The sequence below is a fragment of the Polaromonas sp. P3_B1 genome, from assembly GCF_056402935.1.
In genome coordinates this window covers 122,488-137,123 of sequence record NZ_JBFUGK010000008.1, presented here as the reverse complement: position 1 = coordinate 137,123, position 14,636 = coordinate 122,488, and the positions used below count along the sequence as shown (strand labels likewise).

At 63.7% G+C, this 14,636-nt stretch carries 13 protein-coding genes; 2 read left to right on the top strand and 11 right to left on the bottom strand.

What is annotated here, in order from left to right:
* Window positions 1-350 precede the first annotated feature (350 nt).
* Window positions 351-2,378, top strand: coding sequence for a transglutaminase TgpA family protein (locus AC1DXS_RS07065; RefSeq protein ID WP_477736808.1), 2,028 nt, complete (start codon window positions 351-353; stop codon window positions 2,376-2,378).
* Window positions 2,379-2,387: 9 nt separating this feature from the next.
* Window positions 2,388-3,464 (top strand): lytic murein transglycosylase B, encoded by a 1,077-nt coding sequence (gene mltB, locus AC1DXS_RS07060; protein ID WP_477736807.1) that lies wholly within the window; start codon window positions 2,388-2,390, stop codon window positions 3,462-3,464.
* A 17-nt stretch (window positions 3,465-3,481) separates the two neighbouring features.
* Here mltB and AC1DXS_RS07055 read toward each other — a convergent pair whose 3' ends face one another.
* The 11 genes from AC1DXS_RS07055 to AC1DXS_RS07005 form a co-directional block, all read right to left on the bottom strand.
* The gene (locus AC1DXS_RS07055; protein ID WP_477736806.1) at window positions 3,482-4,573 is read right to left on the bottom strand and encodes a serine hydrolase domain-containing protein; all 1,092 of its coding nucleotides are present in this window, start codon (window positions 4,571-4,573) and stop codon (window positions 3,482-3,484) included.
* Window positions 4,574-4,684: 111 nt separating this feature from the next.
* Complete coding sequence (locus tag AC1DXS_RS07050) at window positions 4,685-5,119, bottom strand: hypothetical protein (RefSeq protein ID WP_477736805.1); 435 nt, start codon at window positions 5,117-5,119, stop codon at window positions 4,685-4,687.
* 62 nt (window positions 5,120-5,181) lie between these two features.
* The gene (locus AC1DXS_RS07045) at window positions 5,182-5,454 is read right to left on the bottom strand and encodes a hypothetical protein (protein ID WP_477736804.1); all 273 of its coding nucleotides are present in this window, start codon (window positions 5,452-5,454) and stop codon (window positions 5,182-5,184) included.
* Window positions 5,455-5,607: 153 nt separating this feature from the next.
* Window positions 5,608-6,579, bottom strand: coding sequence for a Bug family tripartite tricarboxylate transporter substrate binding protein (locus AC1DXS_RS07040; RefSeq protein ID WP_477736803.1), 972 nt, complete (start codon window positions 6,577-6,579; stop codon window positions 5,608-5,610).
* A 160-nt stretch (window positions 6,580-6,739) separates the two neighbouring features.
* Complete coding sequence (locus tag AC1DXS_RS07035) at window positions 6,740-7,156, bottom strand: TIGR02594 family protein (RefSeq protein ID WP_477736802.1); 417 nt, start codon at window positions 7,154-7,156, stop codon at window positions 6,740-6,742.
* Window positions 7,157-7,166: 10 nt separating this feature from the next.
* Entirely contained in the window at window positions 7,167-7,658 is a 492-nt protein-coding gene (locus AC1DXS_RS07030; RefSeq protein WP_477736813.1) for a GNAT family N-acetyltransferase, read from the bottom strand.
* 100 nt (window positions 7,659-7,758) lie between these two features.
* Window positions 7,759-8,511 (bottom strand): class I SAM-dependent methyltransferase, encoded by a 753-nt coding sequence (locus AC1DXS_RS07025; RefSeq protein ID WP_477736801.1) that lies wholly within the window; start codon window positions 8,509-8,511, stop codon window positions 7,759-7,761.
* Window positions 8,512-8,579: 68 nt separating this feature from the next.
* Window positions 8,580-9,407, bottom strand: a complete 828-nt coding sequence (locus AC1DXS_RS07020) for a transglutaminase family protein (protein ID WP_477736800.1) — start codon at window positions 9,405-9,407, stop codon at window positions 8,580-8,582.
* Window positions 9,408-9,447: 40 nt separating this feature from the next.
* Window positions 9,448-10,410 carry an alpha-E domain-containing protein gene (locus AC1DXS_RS07015; protein WP_477736799.1) on the bottom strand — a complete coding sequence of 321 codons (963 nt, stop codon included), beginning with the start codon at window positions 10,408-10,410 and terminating at the stop codon, window positions 9,448-9,450.
* 2 nt (window positions 10,411-10,412) lie between these two features.
* Window positions 10,413-11,918: a circularly permuted type 2 ATP-grasp protein gene (locus AC1DXS_RS07010; RefSeq protein WP_477736798.1), complete on the bottom strand. Its 1,506-nt coding sequence runs from the start codon at window positions 11,916-11,918 to the stop codon at window positions 10,413-10,415.
* Window positions 11,919-12,009: 91 nt separating this feature from the next.
* Entirely contained in the window at window positions 12,010-14,493 is a 2,484-nt protein-coding gene (locus tag AC1DXS_RS07005; protein WP_477736797.1) for a DNA internalization-related competence protein ComEC/Rec2, read from the bottom strand.
* Window positions 14,494-14,636 lie beyond the last annotated feature (143 nt).

The following is a 14,636-nucleotide window of genomic DNA, read 5'->3' as shown; positions in this document are numbered from 1 at the left end:
GGACACGCCATGGCGTGTCCTTGTTTGTCTTTGTCCCCGCTCCCGATTGCCCCGTTCTGGCTGGGCCGAGGAGCGCAGAGACAAGCGGATCAGGGCAAAAACGTGTTTGAGCGAAGCGAGTTGTTTTTGACCCCGCTTGGCTCGAGCACCGCAGGTTGCCCGCRGCGAAGCGGAGGGACCCAGACTGCGGGTCGCCTTTCTTTTGGGTACTTTTCTTTGGCGAAGCAAAGAAAAGTGCCTCGCCCGCCGGGGCGAGTCCCGGCCAGCAGCACTCAGCAAAGAGCACGCACGCCAAAGCAATTGGCAGCTTTCAACTCCCCCGCCTTGCCAGGCGGCCAGCAAGGAAAACCATGCTGAGCCGCCTCCAATCCCTTCCTCGCGACGCCCGCGACACAATATTCCTGCTCGCAGTCATAGCCTGGGTATTGCTGCCGCAAGTGAACGAACTCCCCCTCTGGTGCAGCGCCCTGGCAGGCGCGGTGCTGCTCTGGCGCGGCTGGCTGGCCGTGAAGGCGCGACCGCTGCCGGGCAAGCGCTGGTTGCTGCTGTTGCTGGTGCTCACCCTGGCCGCGACCTGGCTCACGCACCGCACGCTGCTGGGACGCGACGCGGGCGTGACGCTGCTGGTGGTGCTGCTGACGCTTAAAACCCTGGAGCTGCGCGCGCGGCGTGATGCCTTTGTGGTGTTTTTCCTCGGCTTCTTTTGCATGCTGAGCAACTTCTTTTATTCGCAGTCCCTGCTGACGGCTTTCAGCATGCTGTTCGGCCTGCTGGGACTGCTGACCATGCTGGTCAACGCGCACATGCCGGTCGGCAGGCCGCCGCTGGCGCAGGCCGCGAAAACCGCCGGCTGGATGGCGTTGCTGGGCACGCCCATCATGCTGGTGCTGTTCCTGCTGTTCCCGCGCCTGGCGCCTTTGTGGGGCGTGCCCAGCGACGCCATGACCGGGCGAAGCGGCCTGAGCCAGACCATGCAGGTAGGCACGATCGCCAAGCTGGCGCTGGACGAGAGCGTGGCCATGCGCATCAAATTCGACGGTGCGCCGCCGCGCAAGCAGGACATGTACTTTCGCGGCCCGGTGCTGGCCAACTTCGACGGGCGTGAATGGCGTCCCTCGCGCCTGAACACCGCGGCGCGCTTTGGCGTGACAGCCAACCTCGCCGTCGCCGGCACTCCGCTCAATTACGAGGTCACGCTGGAGCCCACCAACCGGCCCTGGCTGTTCGTGATGGAAGCGGCGGCGCAGGCGCCCGTACTGCCCTCCGGTTTCCAGACCGCCATGCAAACCGATCTGCAATGGCTCACCAACCGCCCCATCAACGACCTGCTGCGCTACAAGGTCCAGAGTTACCCGGACTTCCAGCACGGCCCGCTGCAGACCGTGCCCGGCCTGCAGGAGTTCATCGACCTGCCTTCCGGCTTCAACCCCCGCACCCGGGCGCTCGCCCGCGAGATACGCGGCGACCCCCGAATGGCGCGCGCCGGCACGGCCCAGCTGGTGGAAGCGGTCATGAACCGCCTGCGCACCGGCGGCTACACCTACACGCTGGAGCCTGGTGTTTACGGCGAGCACAGCGCGGATGAGTTCTGGTTCGACCGCAAGCAGGGCTTTTGTGAGCACATCGCCTCGGCCTTTGTCATCCTGATGCGCGCCATGGACATACCGGCCCGCGTCGTCACTGGTTACCAAGGCGGGGAAGTCAACAGCGTCGACGGCTTCTGGGTGGTGCGCCAAAGCAGCGCCCATGCCTGGGCCGAGGTCTGGGAAGCCGGGCGCGGCTGGGTGCGCGTGGATCCGACCTCGGTCGTCGCTCCCACGCGCATCGGCGAGTATGAGCGGCTGGTCGTGCCGCAAGGCGCGGTCGCCCGGGCCCTGGGCGCGTTCAGCCCAACGCTCATGACCCAGCTGCGCCTGTTCTGGGAAGCAACCAACAACAGCTGGAACCAGTGGGTGCTCAACTACACCCAGGGCAGCCAGCTCGACCTGCTGAAAAACCTCGGCTTTGAATCGCCGAGCTGGGAAGACCTCAGCTATATCCTGATCGCCATCGTTGTGGCTGTCGCGCTGCTGGGCGCCGGCTGGACCTGGTGGGACCGCGCCCAGCACGACCCCTGGGTGCGGTTGCTGACCCGCGCGCGCAAGCACCTGGACAAGGCCGGCATTCCGAGCACCGCCGCAACATCGCCGCGCCAGCTCGCGCAGCAAGTCCTGGCACGCTACGGCGAACAGCAGGGCAGCAGCGCGCAAACCCTGGCGGACTGGCTGCTGCGCCTGGAGCAGCAGCGCTACGCCGCCGCACCGGCCGGCATGGGCAAAGGGACGCAGCAGTTGCATGCGCTCAGGGAAGAGTTCAGCCGGCTGAGCTGGCCTGCTTAAAATCGGCCCATGCCTTTCTACCGCTCCGGACTCGCTCTTTTCCTGCTCACCGCACTCGCCTGCTCAGCCTGGGCCGGTGATGCCAAAGTGCTGCGAACAAAAACGGCCGCACCTGTGCAAACCCAGGGGCCGCTGTATTCGACACGGCCCGAGGCCATGCAGTTCGCCGACGACATGGCTGCGCGACGCGATCTCGATCCCGACTGGGTGCGCGACGCCATCGGCCAGTCGCGCTACAACGCCACCGTCGTGCGCCTCATGCAGCCGCCCACGAAAACCTTTGTGAAGAACTGGCGCGTTTACCGTAGCCGCTTCATAGACCCGGTGCGCATAGAAGCCGGCCGGCGTTTCTGGCTTGAGAACCAGCAGGCGCTGGAGCGCGCCGAGAAAGAATACGGTGTGCCCGCTGAAATCATCGTCGGCATCATCGGCGTCGAATCCATTTACGGACGTGACGTCGGCAACTTTCGCGTGATGGACGCGCTGACCACGCTGGCCTTCGACTTCCCTGCCAACCATCCACGCGCCAAAGAGCGCAGCGAATTTTTCAAGGGCGAGATCGAACAATTCCTGACCCTGCAAAGCCGGCGCGAAGCCAGCCCCTTCGACGCTCGAGGCAGCTTTGCCGGCGCGATGGGCCTGCCGCAGTTCATGCCTTCGAGCTGGATCAAATATGCCGTCGACTTCGACGGCGACGGCAACATAGACCTCTGGAACAGCAAGGCCGATGTCATCGGCTCCGTCGCCAGCTACTTCAAGGCCTTCAACTGGCAGCCCGGCATGCCCACGCACTACCCGGTAAGTTTTGACAAAAGCCGCCTCGACATGGACGCGCTGATGGCGCCCGACATCCTGCCGACTTTCAGCGTCGCCAGCTTCACCGAAAAAGGCGCGGTGCTCGAAGGCGCCGCCCTGCAGCACACCGGCCCGCTGGCCCTGGTGGAACTGCTCAACGGCCAGGACGCCCCGCAATACGTCGCCGGCACCGAAAACTTTTACGCCATCACGCGCTACAACTGGAGCAGTTATTACGCGATGGCGGTGATTGAGCTGGGGCGGGAAGTGGCGGCACGCGTGAAGCAATAGGCCGAAGGACAGGTCGCCTAACGGCAGGGCGCCCCCGCCAGCGTTCTGGCCGCCGTCAAAAAATCCCCGGGCGCAACCCAGCTGACGTCCCAATTCCCCGCGACGGGGACCTGGCGCTTGTGGGCAATCACCATCTGGCGCCTGGGCACGACAAGAATGTACTGGCCATGCACGCCCCACGCCATGTAGGCACCCTGGAGCGGGGAATCCGATGGTTCCTCCAGTACCCACCACAGGTAGCCGTAAGCAAAATGGCGTCTGGCCGTTCGGGGCGGATGCATCTCCACGGCAGGGGTCACGGCAGCAGTGGTCTCGGCAACCCAGCGCTGCGGAATGAGTGTCTGCCCGCGCCAGTTGCCTTGCTCAAGCATCAGGTAGCCCAGGCGCGCCATGTCCCGGGTGGAAAGAAAAAAGTGGTAGGCAGCGTGCTCCGACTTCGTGAGGTCGCCGGTGCGGCGATGGCGTTCCAGCTGAAAGTCCTCAAGTTGCAAGGGGGTGGCGAGGTCATCGGCAAATGCGCGGTAGATGCTCTTTCCCGTCAGTGATTCAAACACCGTGCCGGCGGCGTTGAAATCCCAGTTGTTGTAGAGAAAGTACGTGCCCGGTGTTTGCGAGCCTCGCGCCGGGGCGGACGCCAGGTCGTCACCGCCATTGGCGGCCGGATGGTACACACCGGAACGTGCCGTCAGCAGATGCCTGAGCCTGGCCTGCCGTTCGATGGGCATGAGCCCGCCTATATCGTCGACACCAAGATCGGCCAGGGTTTTCTCGAGGTCAACCGTTCCGTCCGCCACATAGTTGCCGTAAAGCATGGACAGGATGCTTTTGCGGGCCGAGAACAAAATACTGACAAGGTCGGTCGGGCCATAGCTGAACAGCACCTTCCCCTGCTGCACCGCCATCAGTGACGTTGTGTCCAGCGTCCGCAGGTAGTCGCGCGCCCGGTCGAGCTGCGCATGGCATTCGGGACTCAGGGATGAAGGGGAAATCGTCTCCCACGACTTTCCGGGGTAAACCGGAGCCTCATCGGCCGGCATTTGGGCCGCTCCCGCCGCCGACGGCAGCAGCAGTGAGGCGCAGAAGAAAAGTGGAGCGAGATGACTCAGCATTCTTTTGGAGCAAACGATGATGGCGATTGGGTTGGGGCGGGAAGTGGAGGCGCGAATAAAACAGTGACGCCAACAACAATCGTCAGCATCTGTCGGCTTCCAAAACTCTAATCAAATGCCCTCTATGGGTACACGCAGCCAGTAGCACTCACCGACACCCGCGACTTCACGGACGGCAAAGCCTTTTCTTTCAAGGACACGGCGCAGCTTGAGATTCGGCACAGCGCAGTGAACTGCGTGGACACGCCACTCCACGAATGAAAGGCCCTCGCGCCGCGCAAAGCGGCTCGCCAGCGCCGCCAGGCTGGGCAAAGCGCCTTCGCCTCCTCCATCAATATGCGCCAGCTCCATCAAAAGCGTATCGCATTGAACCTTGAATTTTCCGAGCATATTGGCGCTGCCGGCCTTGAACACCAGCGGCTCATCGCGAAGCACGATGGCCTGGAGCTCATCGAGCGGCAGGTTCAGCACCTCATCGACCGTGTACCCCTCAAGCAAGACTTGTGGCATTGCAGCCCCTTGAATAATCCAGATCGAAGTTGCCATAAAGCATGGCACGGGATAGCGACCGGAAATTCCGGGGGTTTCCGTTCATGCTGAGCGGTACGCTATCCAAGATGCTCATCTCCAGAAGCAGCTCTCTCGAACAGTTCAAGCTCTTCTTGCGCCGAGCCTCCACGGGCGAGGCGCCAGATGCACACGAACATTGCGCCCGCGGCGACCATTGCAGCCAGCCAGATTTCGGGTGAAGTGAGATATGCGATACGGTTCAAGTTGAAAGGCCGAAGCGCCAGCAGCACAAAAACAAAGGTGACTCCCCCAACCAAACTCACTGCGGTACAGGCCAATGCAAAGGATCGGAGCTTTAAACCCAAGGTCATCGCGGCCCCTCCTTGCATAGGTCGTCATGATGGAATTTGCGAAGACCAACGATAACCCGGAATCGCCGCCAAATCAGCCTTCACACGCACAAAGCACCCTCGCCGGCCAGACGTGACGGCCTGGTCCAGCCAGTCGCGCCACCGCAAACCATCCTACTCAGGCCTGATGTTCGCACTCTTGACCAGCTTGCCCCAACGATCGGCCTCCGACTTGATCAAGGCCGCGAACTGCTCGGGTGTACCGCCGCCGATTTCGTTGCCCTGGCCCAGCATCTGCTCCTTGATGGTCGGGTCGGCGAGCGCCTTGTTGACGGTTTCATTGAGCAGCTTGATGAGGGCCGGGGGTGTGCCGGCCGGCGCCACCAGCCCTTGCCAGTTCTGCACCTCGAAGCCCGGCACGCCGGCCTCGGCCATGGTGGGCAGATCGGGGAACAGCGGCGAGCGCGTCTTGCTGGTGATGGCCAGCGCACGCAGCTTGCCGGCGCGGATCGAGGGCGCGGCTGAATACATCTGCTCGAACATCATGTCCACCTGCCCGCCCATCAGGTCGGTGGTGGCGGGCGCACCGCCTTTATACGGAATGTGGGTGATGGACAGGCCGGCCAGCGACTTGAACATCTCGCCCGACAAATGGTGCGAGCCACCCAAGCCGCCCGAAGCGAAGGACAGTTTGCCGGGACTGGCCTTGGCGGCGGCGATGATGTCCTTGACGCTCTTGAACGGCGAGCTTGCGGGCACCATCAGCACCAGCGGCCCTTTCTCGATCAGGCACACCGGCACCAGTTCCTTGGCAGGGTCGAAGTTCATTTTTTTGAACATGGTGGGGTTGACCGCCAGCGGGGCGAAGTTGCCCATGCCGATGACATAGCCGTCCGGCTTGGCGTGCGCAACGGCCTCGGTACCGATGTTGCCGCCGGCGCCCGGCTTGTTGTCCACGAGCACTGGCTGGCCCAGTGCCGTGGAAATGAAACGGCCGATCTGGCGCGAGCGCTGGTCGGCATTGCCGCCCGCCGAGTACGGGCAAATCAGCGTGATGGGCTTGCTGGGATATTTGTCCTGGGCCCAGGCCAGCGAGGGCAATGCGATGGCAACCGAAGTGGCTTGCAGGAGTTGGCGGCGTTTCATGTGGGGTCCTTGTTGTGATGGGTGTCCCGCAACGTTAATGCGCGTAGCTGTCAATCCGCTGGCACAGCGACCCGTGCTTTCCCCTACGCGGGTGGCCACCTGCGCCCGGCGTCGAAAGCAGAATGAAAGGTATGGCCCGACACGGCCCCGAGACGAGGAGTCAGGCCGTCTTTTGCGAAGGCCAGCGATAGGCCAGCACATTGGCCAATGGATAAAAATGCTCGCGCACCTCATCGAGCTGATTGCCGCCCCACAAATACACATGCTGCGCATCCGCGCGAAGAAAGAACCCGACATGGCCCTTCCAGCCCGCCGGGTCTTCGCGTGAGAGAACCGCAATGCATCCGGGCACAGGAGCATCGAGCGGCTCACCCCACTCCAGCCATGAACGCGCCAGCGCGGATCCGGTGCCGGGGATGTGAACCTGAGCCAGCGACCAATTCACAAAGGAAGAACACCACGAAGCCTTGTCGTCATAGCCGCGGATATTGGTGAGCGCATGGTATTCGGTGACCCGGGGATTGCTTTGGCCCGCGGGGAATGTGCGAACGCCGGCTTCGGCGAGGGCGACGGGCATCCAGGAAGGCTCAGGCCGCATCCGATAGCCCCGACGGAGAAAGTTCAAGCGCCAGGAACTTTGTCCCGGGAACGGGATTAAACGCAACAGGCTCCGCCGGCAGAAAGCCCAGCGATTCGTAGATACGCTGGGCGGCGGTGAACTCCGGCAGCACATCCAGGCAAACGCGCGAGTAGCCCGCCGCGCGCGCCTCGGTGAGTATGCTTTCGACAAGTCGCCGGCCCAGGTTCTCACCCCGCGCAATCGGCCGTACATAGACGCGCTTCATCTCGCAGGTTCTTGCATCGATGCGGCGAAGCGCCGCGCATCCAACGACAGCCTGGCCTTTCCACGCGAGAAGCAGCCGGCCGCCAGGCGCGGCGTACTTTCCCGGCAAGGCGGCAAATTCCGCCTCGTAGTCCTGAAAGCCCAGGTCCACGGTTGGGCTGGCGATGTACTCGCGAAAGATGGCGACGACATGCTCGAGGTCCTCGGGGAACATTGCGGCCTTGATGTCGGTCATGGCGAAAGCGTGGTGCACTTTGCGCTCTGACATCAGTGGAATGCCGACACGCACGACACGCACAAGCTGTACGGAAAGGAGCGTGATTGCCTGCGCCACATCATCGGAGTTCACCAAGAGGCTGGACGGCCCAAGGCGGTATATGGTCATAGAAGGCATGGAAACCTTCCGAAAAACTGCCAAAGCGAAGCCCGTGGCTCTGGGCAAGGAGCGCCAGGCTTCGCGATGAGAAAAGGCTGATGTGTCCGTTGCGCGGCGCCGCATACCACCAGTTGAGTGGCTCGCCGGCCCGGATATGGCCGTCGGATACCAAGGTCGAAAACAGGATCACGCCATTCGGTGCCATCAGCTTCTTGAGGTTGGACATCAATGCCCCGACGTCCGGAACATGCTCAAACACCTCAAAGGCGGTGATAAGGTCGAACGTGCCCAGCATCTCAATCCTGAGATCCCGGTCCACAAAGGGGTCATATGAAGTGGATTGCCAATGGGTTTCACGCATCAGCCTGGCCAGGCTGCCATTGGCACCACCATAGTCGAGATGCCTGAGGGTAGGATGCAACTCGCCGAATCCCGCGCGCAGCATGGCAGCATTGGCTTTGGGCCGGGCTTCGACGTAATCGGGGTCGACAGCGACGTACTGGCCGTTGTAAATTTTTTCCTCGAACTCCTGCAGGCTCCACTCGCAGATTTCCGGCGCGAAACAAAAACCACACCCCTGGCAGATCGCGTAGGTCACCGGCACGCCGGAAAGCCCGAAGCTATTGGGATGGCAGGTCGTGTTGAAATCGACGGGATCAAGCAGTGTGCAATTGGCACTGCAGACCGGGCAAACCGTTGTGTCTGTCTTCATGGATTTACGTGCATCGCGAAGCAGGAAAGCGCCCTCGACCCCGTGGCGATTATGAAAGCGGAAAGCGCTTAGTTTCCCATAACCGGTTCAATCGTGATCTCCACCGTCATGGACTCTTCCCCACCGCCCTGCCGCACACCCTTGATGGGCGGGCAGGCGTTGTAGTCGGTGCCCATGGCCAGGCGCACGTGGCGTTCATCGATGAGGCAGTGGTGGGTGACGTCTATGCTGGCCCAGCGGCGCGTGGTGACGTCCAGGCAGACGTCGCACCAGGCGTGGCTGGCCAGGTCGGGCTCGTTGGCCGCGTAAAAATACCCGCTGACATAACGCGCCGGGTAGCCCAGGCTGCGGCAGATGGCGACCATGACGTGAGCCTGGTCCTGGCACACACCCGCACCCGACCTGAAAGCCTCGAGCGCAGTGGTGGTCACGCTGGTGCTGTTCTTGCGGTAGCTCACCGCATCGGCCACGCCGCGGCTCAGGGCCAGCAAGGCGGGCAGGCTTGCCGTGCCGTCCAGGCTTTGCGGAACAAAGCGGCGGCCGAACTCCGCGAGCTCCCAATGCGGCTCGGCCAGATGGGTGGCGCGCAGAAAGAAGTAGGGATGCGGCAGCGTCTGCTCATCGTTGAATTCGGCCACACCCAAAGTTTCAACATCGCCCGCCGCATTGACCAGGCTCCAGCGCACGTTGCCCGCCTCCCTGCCGACGAAGGTATAGGAGCCGACGGTGTTGCCGAAGCCGTCGCGCTGGTAAAACAGTTTTTCGGGCGCACCCAGGCTCCAGTAGTGCACCGTTTGCGCCGGGCCCGACTGCGGCGTCAGCCACATCGTTTGCAGCGCATAGCGCAGCGGCTCGGTATACCGGTAGTCGGTGATGTGCCGGACGTGGAGTTTCATGGGCGGCTAGTCCCCATGCACAACGCGGCGCTTGGGGTGCTCAGTGGGTAGCCGGCACGAGAAATTCGCGGCTGATGTGCGCGCCTATCTCGTTGACGCGGTCCAGGAACTGGGTCAGGAAGGCATGCAGGCCGGTGGCGAGGATTTCATCAATGCGGGCGAACTGCAGGTCGGCGCGCAGTTTGCCGGCGCGGCGCTGGGTTTCGCTGGCCGTGTCGCTGGTCACCATGGCGAGGTTGCCCATAAGCTCATTGAGGCAGGCCAGCAGCGAGCGCGGCATGTCGGGCCGCAAAATCAGCAGTTCGGCCACGCGCTCGGGCTTGATGACGTCGCGATACACCTTGCGGTAGATCTCAAAGCCGGAGACGCTGCGCAAAATCGCGCTCCAGTGGTAGAAGTCGTACTCCTGATCCTTCTCGCCGTCGGTGCCCAGGAAGTCGTTTTGCACCGCGTGGAATTTCACGTCGACCAGACGGGCGGTGTTGTCGGCGCGCTCCAGGAAGGTGCCCAGGCGCAGGAAGTGGAAGGCCTCGTCCTGCAGCATGGTGCCGGCCGTGACGCCGCGCGACAGGTGCGAGCGGAATTTCACCCATTCAAAGAACTGGCCGGGGTCGCGCTCGAAGTCGCCGTTGCGCAGCATGCGGACCACTTCGAGGTAGGTCTGGTTCTGGGTTTCCCAGACTTCGGTGGTCAGGGTGCCGCGCACGGCGCGCGCATTCTCGCGGGCATTCTTCAGGCACGAGACGATGCTCGAGGAGTTCTGCTCGTCGCGCACCATGAAGTCCATGACTTCGCGCGGGTTGATGCTGTCGCCGTATTTGGCGGCATAAGAGGGCTTGAGCTCGCTGATGCTCAGCAGGCTTTGCCAGCCGCCCTGCACCACGGCGGTCGATTGCGGCAGCAGCGAGGTCTGGTAGTTGACGTCCAGCATGCGCGCTGTATTCTCTGCGCGCTCGGTATAGCGAGACATCCAGAAAAGGTGATCGGCAGTACGAGACAACATGATTATTTCCCTCCCACTTGGACTTGAGTCTGCGACTGCGATTGAGACTGGAACCCCACGGGCGACGACGGCCCCTCCAGAATCCAGGTGTCCTTGGTGCCGCCGCCTTGCGAGGAATTGACGACCAATGAGCCGTCTTTCAGCGCCACGCGCGTGAGGCCGCCGGGCACCATCTGCACTTCCTTGCCGCTGAGCACAAAAGGCCGCAAATCGATGTGGCGCGGCGCGATGCCGCTTTCGACATAGGTCGGGCAAGTGGAAAGGCTCAGCGTGGGCTGGGCGATGTAGCCCGAGGGATTGGCAATCAAGGCTGCGCGGAACTCCTCGATCTCGGCCTTGGTGGCGGCCGGGCCGACCAGCATGCCGTAGCCGCCGGCGCCGTGCACTTCCTTGACGACCAGGTCCTTGAGGTTGGCCAGGGTGTACTGCAAGTCCTCGTTGTTGCGGCACATATACGTGGGCACGTTCTTGAGGATGGGTTTTTCGCCGAGGTAGAACTCGATCATCTTGGGCACATAGGGGTAGATGGACTTGTCGTCGGCCACACCGGTGCCTATGGCATTGCACAGCGAGACATTGCCGCTGCGGTAGACGTTGAGCAGGCCCGCACAGCCCAGCGTGGAATTGGGGCGGAAAGCCAGCGGGTCCAGGAAGTCGTCGTCGACACGGCGATAAATCACGTCGACGCGGCGCGGGCCGCGCGTGGTGCGCATGTAAACGAAGTTGTCCTTGACGAAGAGATCCTGCCCTTCGACCAGTTCCACGCCCATCTGCTGCGCGAGGAAGGCGTGCTCGAAGTAGGCCGAGTTGTACATGCCGGGCGTGAGCACCACCACCGTGGGTTCGGCCGTGGCGGGCGGCGCCATGGCGCGCAGGGTTTCCAGCAGCAGGTCGGGGTAGTGCGCGACCGGGGCCACGCGGTTTTCGCTGAACAGCTCGGGGAAGAGCCGCATCATCATCTTGCGGTCTTCCAGCATGTAGCTCACGCCGCTGGGCACGCGCAGGTTGTCTTCGAGCACGTAGTACTCGCCCTCGCCCTGGGCATTGGGGGCTCGCACGATGTCGATGCCGCTGATGTGCGAATAGATATTGCCCGGGACGTCCACACCCATCATCTCGGGACGGAACTGCGCGTTCTGGAAAATCTGCTCGGAAGGAATGACGCCGGCCTTGATGATTTCCTGGCCGTGGTAGACGTCATGGATGAAGCGGTTGAGCGCCGTGACGCGCTGGATCAAGCCCTTTTCCATGCTGGCCCATTCGTGGGCGGGAATGATGCGGGGGATCAGGTCGAACGGAATCAGGCGTTCGGTGCCGGCGCCGTCCTCGTCCTTGGCGCCGTAGACGGCGAAGGTGATGCCGACGCGGCGGAAAATCATTTCGGCTTCGGCGCGGCGCGCCTGCATGACATCGGCCGGCTGTTTGGCCAGCCAGCGCTGGTAGCCCTGGTAGTGTTCACGGACGCTGGATTCCGTGGCATTCATTTCATCAAACATCGGTCGGCTCATTGGCTTGATCTCCAGCAAGTTATGCGCAGGGCACTATTTTTGACATAGCTTAGCAAGTTATGCGCCAAGACGGCACGTACGCCACCAATTTTTAGCGCCCAGGCAAGTGATGCCAGTAGCGTTTGCCCTCTTCCCGCTGGCAACGGACGGAATCCGGATGCCGGCTGGTCCACAGGGCCGCCCCGCAGGGCGCGGATTTCACCAGGCCTATGCCGCGTGCCTCGTAACGATCAACCACGGGTCCGGCCGGGTGGCCGAAGCGGTTGCGGTAGCCCGCCTGCGCCATGGCCCATTGCGGGCGCACGGCATCGAGAAAGCTTTCGGTTGATGAAGTCTTGCTCCCATGGTGGGGCACCAGCAGAAAGTCGGCCTTGAGGCGGGCTGGGTCGCTCGCAACAAGGGCAGCTTCCTGCGGCGCTTCGATATCGCCCACCAGCAAAGCGGTGCGGTTGCCGTTGGAGATCCGAAGCACGCAGCTCATGGCATTGGGTTTGGCCGGGCTGTCGTAAGCCGCCGCGGCCGGGTGCAGCAGTTCAAATTGAATGCCGTCCCATTCCCAGCCCTGGCCGGCGATGCAGCGCTCGGCCCTGCGCAGGGCCTGCAGCGGGTGCGTGTCTTCAATCGAGCTGATCAGCCGGGCGCCCGGCTGCATGGCAAGTACAGCGCCCGCCCCGCCTATGTGGTCGATATCGCGGTGGCTGATCATGAGGACGTCCAGGCGCTCGCCAAGCGCCCGCAGCAGGGGCACCAGCACCCGGTGGCCGGCATCGCTTTCGCGCGAAAACCGCGGCCCCGCGTCGTAAAGCAGGCTATGGGCGGCAGTGCGCACCAGCACGGCATTGCCCTGGCCGATGTCGGCCGCCAGCAACTCAAACTCCCCCGGCGCGACCCGCGGCGGCTGCCACAGCAGTACAGGCAACAGCAGCGGAACGCCGAGCACGCGCCAATGCCAGGGCAGGCGCATGGCCATCAAACCGCCGCCCACCACACCGGCGACAGCGCACCACAGCGGCGCCGCGGCCACGCTGAGGGAAGCCAAGGGCCAGCTCGCCAGCCACTGCAGGAACCAGGCCAACACACTGACGCAGGCCGCCGTCGCGGCCCAGGCCGGCGTCCACAGCACGCCCAACAAGGCCAAGGGCGTGATCAGCAGGGTCACGGCGGGAATGGCGATGGCATTGGCCAGCAAACCGACCAGCGAAACCTGGTTGAAAAGCAGCAGCGACAGCGGCGTGAGCGCGAGCGTGACCACCCGTTGCTCGCGTGCGGCGCGGGCCAGGCCTGCCAGCGTGCGCCGGGCACGCGGCCGCCATCCGCCCTGTGGAACTGCTTCTTGAGTGCCATGGGCGTCCCCTCCTCCCGAATCCGTGGCGAACAACACGCCGACGGCCACAAAAGACAGCCAGAAGCCCGCCTGCATCAGCGCCCAGGGGTCCATGGCCACCACCACGGCCATGGCCAGCAGCCAGGTCTGTGCCCAAGGCCACTGCCGGCCGCCCTGGCGCAACAGGATCACGGTGGCCAGCATGCAGATGGTGCGCTGCGCGGGCACGCCCCAGCCCGAGAACAGCGCATACAGCGTGGCGAGCAGCAGGCCGCCCAGCGCGCCGGCGCCAACGGCCGGCAGCGCCAGGCACAGCCTGGGCGTGAGGCGCGCCGATCGCCGCCAAAGCGTGCTGATGAGCAGCGAAGCGGCCCAGGCAAACATGGTGATGTGCAGGCCGGAAATGCTCATCAGATGCGCCACGCCGGTGGCGCGAAAGACATCCCAGTCGGCCCGCTCTATGGCGTTCTGGTCGCCCACCACCAGCGCGGCGATGATGCCGGCCCATTGGCGGTTCTCCACGCGCGCGAAGATTTTCTCGCGCACCGCCTGCCGGGCCTGCTCAATGGGGTGCAGCCAGCTGCTGGAGAGTTTGGTCGGCGGCGCATCCTGCGCACCGGCGCGCACATAACCGGTGGCCTGTATGCCCTGCTCCCAGAGCCACAGCTCGTAGTCAAAGCCGTGCGGGTTGCTGTTGCCGTGCGGCAGCTTGAGCCGTACGGTCATGCGCCAGCGCTCGCCGGCGCGCAACGGCTGCGGCTGGCGCTGCAGGGCCAGTGCCGCTTCAAACGGGTCCGCATCCTGTGCGAGCGGGCGCGCCTCTCGCCCGCCAAAGCCCGAATACCAGCCCAGCAGGATACGAGGCGGCAAGGCCACCGGCCGGCCGTCCAGCCGCGCGGACTCCACGTCCAGGCGAAAACGCAGGCCGTCGTCACCGGGCTGCGGCATGGCGGGCACGCTGCCGATGACCTCGATGTCACGGCCTTCCAGGGCCGGGTCCAGGGCGCCGGCCTGGAAAGCGCAGGCCCGCCAGCCGGTCGAGCCAAAGCCCAGCAGCGCCGCCAGGCCAAATGCCAGCAAAGCCTTGAGCCAGGATGGGCCAAATCCACGCGAAGCCATTCTCAATGCCAGGCCCGCCGCGCAGCCCGACAGCCCGCACAGCACATAGCCCCGTTGCGCCCACAGCGCTGGCTGCTGAAGTTGCAAGGCCACGCCTGCGATGAAACCGGCCAGGACCGGCCCGGGGCTCATGGCGCGTCGCCATGGCCCTCCAGATACAGCTCGACTCAAAGCCGCCTCCCCTTCTTTTTGTGTTTTTTTGTGGCTTGTCGCCGGCTGTTTAACGGAGCGGCAAGGCAAAGAGCGGACAGGTCGCCATGCAAACTCCGCATGGC

Coding starts and splice junctions, on each gene's coding strand:
- AC1DXS_RS07065 (WP_477736808.1), top strand. CDS start 351: ATGCTGAGCCGCCTCCAATCCCTTCCTCGCGACGCCCGCGACACAATA.
- AC1DXS_RS07035 (WP_477736802.1), bottom strand. CDS start 7,156: ATGCCCGTCGCCCTCGCCGAAGCCGGCGTTCGCACATTCCCCGCGGGC.
- AC1DXS_RS07020 (WP_477736800.1), bottom strand. CDS start 9,407: ATGAAACTCCACGTCCGGCACATCACCGACTACCGGTATACCGAGCCG.
- AC1DXS_RS07015 (WP_477736799.1), bottom strand. CDS start 10,410: ATGTTGTCTCGTACTGCCGATCACCTTTTCTGGATGTCTCGCTATACC.
- AC1DXS_RS07010 (WP_477736798.1), bottom strand. CDS start 11,918: ATGAGCCGACCGATGTTTGATGAAATGAATGCCACGGAATCCAGCGTC.
- AC1DXS_RS07040 (WP_477736803.1), bottom strand. CDS start 6,579: ATGAAACGCCGCCAACTCCTGCAAGCCACTTCGGTTGCCATCGCATTG.
- AC1DXS_RS07045 (WP_477736804.1), bottom strand. CDS start 5,454: ATGACCTTGGGTTTAAAGCTCCGATCCTTTGCATTGGCCTGTACCGCA.
- AC1DXS_RS07005 (WP_477736797.1), bottom strand. CDS start 14,493: ATGAGCCCCGGGCCGGTCCTGGCCGGTTTCATCGCAGGCGTGGCCTTG.
- AC1DXS_RS07025 (WP_477736801.1), bottom strand. CDS start 8,511: ATGAAGACAGACACAACGGTTTGCCCGGTCTGCAGTGCCAATTGCACA.
- AC1DXS_RS07030 (WP_477736813.1), bottom strand. CDS start 7,658: ATGACCGACATCAAGGCCGCAATGTTCCCCGAGGACCTCGAGCATGTC.
- AC1DXS_RS07055 (WP_477736806.1), bottom strand. CDS start 4,573: ATGCTGAGTCATCTCGCTCCACTTTTCTTCTGCGCCTCACTGCTGCTG.
- AC1DXS_RS07050 (WP_477736805.1), bottom strand. CDS start 5,119: ATGGCAACTTCGATCTGGATTATTCAAGGGGCTGCAATGCCACAAGTC.
- mltB (WP_477736807.1), top strand. CDS start 2,388: ATGCCTTTCTACCGCTCCGGACTCGCTCTTTTCCTGCTCACCGCACTC.